This window comes from Coprococcus sp. ART55/1, from assembly GCF_000210595.1.
In the GTDB taxonomy this organism is placed as follows: Bacteria; Bacillota; Clostridia; order Lachnospirales; family Lachnospiraceae; genus Coprococcus; species Coprococcus aceti.
In genome coordinates, this window is record NC_021018.1 from 1,276,540 (window position 1) to 1,282,936 (window position 6,397).

At 48.1% G+C, this 6,397-nt stretch carries 5 protein-coding genes; 2 read left to right on the plus strand and 3 right to left on the minus strand.

The features are described from left to right. From CCU_RS06050 to CCU_RS06060, 3 genes are all read right to left on the minus strand, one after another. On the minus strand, positions 1–937 hold a 937-nt coding region (locus tag CCU_RS06050; RefSeq protein ID WP_208896359.1), incomplete at its 3' end, for a sigma-70 family RNA polymerase sigma factor. Between the two features lie 74 nt (positions 938–1,011). Next, complete coding sequence (dnaG, locus tag CCU_RS06055; RefSeq protein WP_161171904.1) at positions 1,012–2,826, minus strand: DNA primase; 1,815 nt, start codon at positions 2,824–2,826, stop codon at positions 1,012–1,014. Positions 2,827–2,854: 28 nt separating this feature from the next. Then, positions 2,855–3,859 carry a deoxyguanosinetriphosphate triphosphohydrolase gene (locus CCU_RS06060; RefSeq protein ID WP_015533963.1) on the minus strand — a complete coding sequence of 335 codons (1,005 nt, stop codon included), beginning with the start codon at positions 3,857–3,859 and terminating at the stop codon, positions 2,855–2,857. A 160-nt stretch (positions 3,860–4,019) separates the two neighbouring features. Between CCU_RS06060 and uvrC the strand changes: the two genes are divergently transcribed. Further along, positions 4,020–5,843 (plus strand): excinuclease ABC subunit UvrC, encoded by a 1,824-nt coding sequence (gene uvrC, locus CCU_RS06065; protein ID WP_208896034.1) that lies wholly within the window; start codon positions 4,020–4,022, stop codon positions 5,841–5,843. A gap of 13 nt (positions 5,844–5,856) precedes the next feature. Continuing rightward, on the plus strand, positions 5,857–6,397 hold a 541-nt coding region (gene yfbR / locus CCU_RS06070; RefSeq protein WP_208896035.1), incomplete at its 3' end, for a 5'-deoxynucleotidase.

Consider the following 6,397-nt stretch of genomic DNA (forward strand, 5'->3'; position numbering starts at 1 on the left):
CGAGCTGCTCGTGCAGCAGTGTCTGGTTTGTCGCCTCAACAGGTGTAGGGATACTCTCATCCTGTATGAAATCTCCAAGATGGCTGTCCTCCTCCTCACCGATAGGAGTCTCCAATGATACAGGCTCCTGTGCGATCTTCATGATCTCCTGAACTCTCTCCTTTGGAAGTCCCATAACCTCTCCGACTTCCTCTGGAAGCGGCTCTCTGCCGAGCTTCTGAAGCAGATCTCTGCTCACTCTGGTAACCTTGTTGATGGTCTCAACCATATGAACCGGGATTCTTATGGTTCTCGCCTGATCTGCGATGGCCCTTGTGATGGCCTGTCTGATCCACCATGTCGCATATGTTGAGAACTTGTAACCCTTTCTGTAATCAAACTTCTCCACGGCCTTGAGCAGACCGAGGTTACCCTCCTGTATTAGATCGAGGAATAACATTCCACGTCCAACATATCTCTTGGCTATACTTACAACAAGTCTGAGGTTGGACTCAGCAAGCTTCTTCTTTGCCATCTCATCGCCTGCCTCCATTCTCTTGGCAAGCTCTATCTCCTCCTCCGCGCTGAGCAGAGGCACCTTTCCTATATCCTTCAGGTACATCTTGACAGGATCCTGTGTTGTGCTTGATATATCACCTGTATCTGTGAAATCTATCTTCTCAACATCCTCGCCCTCAGCGATCACGTCCTCGTCAAGTGTTGGCTCCTCCTCATCGTCATCTGTTATCTGAAGTATGTCCACACCGTTCTTTTCAAGGAAATTGAAGATCTTCTGCATGGTATCCAGATCAAGGGCAACCTCCTTGAGATCGTTAAAATGCTTGATGAGCTCTGTGTCCTCTATAACGTTCTTCTTGCTGTGAGCTATGTCAAGCAATTCCTGAAGCTTTGTGTTGAACTTTGCGTTGATCGCATCGTCCTCACTCACCTTGATCATATACTTGTCTTCATTTGAATTGATCGCATCCATTGTACTCATATCTTTCCTCCACATAATGTATTGTTTATTTCTTATAAAATAACTTTAAACTTTTCTATCTTTTTCCTGTCCTTGATGAGCTGCTGAACCTTCATCATGTCATTCTCGCTCTCAAGCTGCTTTTTTATGCTGGCAAGCTTTATCTTTTTCACGACCTCGGTTATGGCATTGCCAATCTCCTCCTCGGTCATGTCTATCGCCAGATCTGTCTGGAGCATGCCTGCCACCAGTCTCTGTTCCTCCACATCCTGGAATGTGTTCACAACCACAGCGGGCTCAACCTTGTGCTTCTCCCTGTACTGTGAGTACAGCTTGTCCGCTACGGTCCGGTATATTCCCGGCTCAAAGTCCGCCTCACTCACCACGCCGTCAAGTCTGGCAAACAGCTCCGGCCGGTTCACAAGCCATGTGAGCAGCAGCTTGGCGGTCTTATTATCCTTTGTCTCAGGTCTTCCCGGAGCTCCCGCGCTCTGGTCTCCCGGGAACTCTTCATAGCCCTGCTGTTCCTGGAGTCTGCGGGTCTCCCGCTCCACTATCTCCGGCTTTGCCGTGCCCGCAACACCGTAGGCATGTACCTTCGCGGCAAGGGCATCCTTGTCGATCACATATTTCCTCGCTATGGCATCGACATAATTATTTCTCTCCAGGTCGTCCTCAATATATGCCAGTTCCCTCGCTATCTGGTTCTGGAACTTGGTCAGCTCACCCGGATCGCTCTGGTCATATTCCTCAGAATATATCCTTGCAAGGAACATCATTCCGCTCTCAGCTTTCTTTATCCTCTCCTCAAATGCCTCGCTTCCAAGGTTCTGTATGAACTCATCGGGATCCTTGTACGGTCTCATATTGATGACCCTTGCGCCGACTCCGACCTCCCGGAGAATTGCTATGACCTTCTTCGTCGCCTCCACGCCTGCGCCGTCACTGTCGTACGCCAGATAAACCTCATCGGCATATCTCTTTATTATCCCAGCATGTCCAAATGTAAATGCCGTTCCAAGGGATGCCACGGCATTGTCAAATCCTGCCTGATGCATGGAGATGACATCCATATATCCCTCACAGCATATAAATCCTTTTCTCCTGCTCCGCCTTGCTATGTTCATGGCAAACAGCGTATGGCTCTTGTCGAACACCGCAGTATCACTGGTATTTATATATTTCGGTTTTCCATCGCCCATGACTCGTCCGCCAAATGCGATGACCTTGCCGTTTATATCCAGTATCGGGATCATGGCTCTGTTCCAGAACTTGTCCACACCACCTTCCTTCTCACTGATCTCAACAAGTCCCGAGCCCTTCATCTGATCATCTGTATATCCCTTGCTCTTCAGATACCTGTACAGATCATCCCTGTATATATCTGAATATCCAAGCGCAAATTTATTTATCGTCTCATCAGAGAGACCTCTTGTCTCGTGAAAATACTCATAAGCCTTCTCACCATGCTGGCTGTGCTTCAATATATAATGAAAATATGCAGCCGCAGTCTTGTTCATCTCCCTGAGCGTTATCTTATACTGCTCCCTCGACCTCTCCTGGGCGTTCATGGACTTCTCAGGGAGCTGTACTCCAGCCCTCTCCGCAAGCCTCTCCACCGCCTCCGGGAAATTGAGGTTCTCATATTCCATGACAAATGTAAACACGTTGCCACCGACTCCGCAGCCGAAGCAGTGATACATCTGTTTTTCCCTGTTGACCTTAAATGACGGAGTCTTCTCATGGTGGAACGGACAGCATGCCTCGTAATTCGCGCCCTTCTTCTTAAGGCTTGCGTAGCTTCCGATAACATCCACTATATCATTTCTTGACAAGACTTCATTTATCACGTCATCCGAATAATACAATTCGATTCCTCCTGTTTGTCAGGTATGCTCAGACCTTCCAGGACTTCGGTATATATATACTCTTAAATGTCTCTATCGCATAATTGTCTGTCATACCAGCTATGTAGTCGCACACGACTGTCTTGGGATCCTCTCCCATATATATCATCTCAACACATTCATTTGTCAGCCTGCTGGCGTCCTCAATGAAGTATTCATACAATATCCTCAGCATCTTGTCGGCCTTGAGCTCCTCGCTCTTGGCTATCGGGTTAGTGTAGAGATATCTGAACATGTATGTTCTCAGCTTCCCCAGAGCATCCCCGATCTCCGCCGACATACCGACAGAATCCTTGTCCTGACTCGTATTTATCACATCATGTATGAGACAGTTCAGTCTGGTGCGGGTATTCTTCCCGAGAATGTCGGTGATATTGGTCGGAAGATCCTCCTCCTTCAATATGTTACCCCTTATCGCATCATCTATATCATGATTGACGTACGCTATCTTGTCCGCCAGTCTCACACACTGTCCCTCCAGCGTATGCGGAGTGCATGATGTCTTATGGTTTAGCATTCCGTCCCGGACCTCCCAGGTGAGATTAAGTCCCTCACCACGGTTCTCAAGACGTTCCACAACCCTTACGCTCTGAACATTGTGGCTGAAATTATTGCCCGCGCAGGCCGCAAGTGTCCGCTCACCGACATGTCCAAATGGCGTATGTCCCAGGTCATGTCCCAGCGCTATCGCCTCCGTCAGATCCTCGTTAAGCCTGAGTGATCTGGCTATCGTCCTTGCTATCTGCGACACCTCCAGAGTATGGGTCAGTCTGGTCCTGTAGTGATCATCACCCGGCGACAGAAATACCTGAGTCTTATGCTTAAGTCTCCTGAACGCCTTGCAGTGGAGTATCCTGTCCCTGTCTCTCTGGTAGACCGTTCTGAGGTCGCACTGCTCCTCCGGTCTGTCACGTCCTGTGGACTGATCACTGAACGCCGCATATCTGCTGAGCACTTCGTGCTCCCTTTTTTCCTGCTGTTCCCGTATCGTCATAGAATCTCTCCTATCACATGATCAATATTTCTTACCACACATTTTTATTATTCTCCGTTTTTTCTCAAAATCCTTTTTTATTTTTCAAATTTTCTGATGAAAGAATGACATGATAGTAAGTATAGTGATATACTTATCTAAGATTTTTGAGGTGAATGACATGTTTGATTTTGAAGAAGAACTTAAGAAGCTCCCCCATGTCCCAGGAGTATATCTCATGCACGATTCGGGGGATCATATTATATATGTAGGAAAAGCCATAGATCTGTACAACAGAGTACATCAGTATTTCCAGACCGGCTACAAGAAATCCCCTAAGATTCAGAAGATGGTATCCCATATTGCATGGTTTGAATATATTGTCTGCGGTTCAGAGATCGAGGCTCTCGTTCTAGAGTGCAACCTTATAAAGGAGCACAGACCGCATTACAACACCATGCTCACGGATGACAAGGGTTATCCCTATATCCGCATTACTGTGGAGGAGGATTACCCGCGCATACTGTACAGCCATCAGATGAAACGGGATCACTCCAAATATTTCGGCCCATACACCAATTCCAAAGCGGTGAAGGATATCATAGAGCTGCTGAAAAAGCTGTATCACATCAGGAGCTGCAACAAGGTTCTGCCAAGGGATATGAGCCTTGAAAGGCCCTGCCTGTATCACCAGATAAAGCAGTGCATGGCGCCCTGTCAGGGATATATCTCCAAGGAGGATTACAACAAAAATGTCCAGGATGCCATAAGCTTTCTGAACGGCAACCACGGTCATGTGATCAGGGATCTCGAAAAGCAGATGAAGGAGCTGGCCGAGGATATGGAATTTGAACAGGCCGCCGAGATCAGGGATCTGATAAAGAGCATCCATCACATTGAGTCCACCCAGAGAGTCGGTGACACAAGCGCAGACGACAGGGATGTGATCGCCATGGCCACCGATCTTGGAAATGAGTGTGTCATATCCATATTCTTCATAAGATCCGGCAAGATGATCGGCAGGGAACACTACCACATGAGCGGCGTAAATGCTGAGGCTTACAGCACGATCATGGAGTCTTTTCTCAAGCAATACTACGCTTCCACTCCATATCTGCCAAAGGAGATCATTATCGAGCAGCAGATCGAGGACTACAAGGTCATCGAGGAATATCTGAGCGCCCGCCGGGGAAGTCAGGTACACATCATTGTTCCCCAGAAGGGAGACAAGCAGAAGCTTCTCAAGCTGGCAAAGGACAATGCTTTTCTGGTCATGAACCAGGATGCCGACAAGCTCAAGCGTGAAAAGGAGCGCACTGAGGGTGCGGCAAATGAGCTGGCACAGCTTATCGGAGTTTCATCCGCAAGACGCCTTGAAGCATTTGATATATCGCATATAAGCGGCTATCACTCCGTGGCATCCATGGTGGTATTTGAAAACGGACGCGCCAAGAAGAATGACTACAGAAAGTTCAAGCTCAGGACCATAGACGGGCCGGATGACTACGCAAGCATGAGGGAGGTACTCACAAGAAGGTTCACAGACGAGCGGTTTAATATCTACCCTGATGTACTCATGATGGATGGCGGCCGGGGTCAGGTCAACATAGCTCTGGAGGTTCTTGACGAGCTTGGTCTCAACATCCCGGTATGCGGAATGGTAAAGGATGACCACCACAGAACCAGAGGACTCTATTACAACAACAAGGAGATAGATTTCCCTGCAAATACACAGGCCTTCAACATGATAACAAGACTTCAGGATGAGGCCCATAGATTTGCAATCGAGTACCACAGAAGTCTCAGAAGCAAATCCCAGATCCACTCAGTTCTGGACGATATTGAGGGCATCGGTCCGGCAAGGAGAAAGGCTCTTCTGGCATACTTCAAGGACATAGACAAGATCCGTGCCGCCAGCATTGCTGATCTCGAGATCCCGCAGGGAATGAACAAGACTGCAGCCACTGCGGTATATAACTTTTTCCACAACGATAAACAGAAGTAACGAGGATTTTATGATGGAATACAACTTTTTTGCACTTATATCACGAATGAAATATATTGACAGATGGGCACTCATGAGGAACAACCGCGAGGAGAATCTGTGTGAGCACTGCCTGGAGGTGAGCATGATAGCCCACGCACTGGCAACCATCGGCAATGTACGCTATGGCAAGACTCTGAACGCCGAGAGAGCTGCACTCATAGGTCTCTATCACGATGCATCGGAGATCATCACCGGTGACATGCCGACCCCGGTGAAATACTACAACGATGATATCAAGACAGCCTTCAAGGATGTGGAAGATATCGCATGCCACACACTTCTTGACAAGTTGCCGGGCGATCTCAGACCAGCCTATGAACCGATATTTTTTAAGGATGCCGATGACGAGAACGATGTATATCTCTGGAAGCTCGTCAAGGCGGCTGACAAGCTGTCCGCCCTGATCAAATGCATGGAGGAGACAGGATCGGGAAATACCGAGTTCTCCAGTGCCATGGGTACGATCATGAATTCCGTGTCACAGATGGCTGAGACTTATCCTGAGGTAAACG

Coding starts and splice junctions, on each gene's coding strand:
- CCU_RS06060 (WP_015533963.1), bottom strand. CDS start 3,859: ATGACGATACGGGAACAGCAGGAAAAAAGGGAGCACGAAGTGCTCAGC.
- uvrC (WP_208896034.1), top strand. CDS start 4,020: ATGTTTGATTTTGAAGAAGAACTTAAGAAGCTCCCCCATGTCCCAGGA.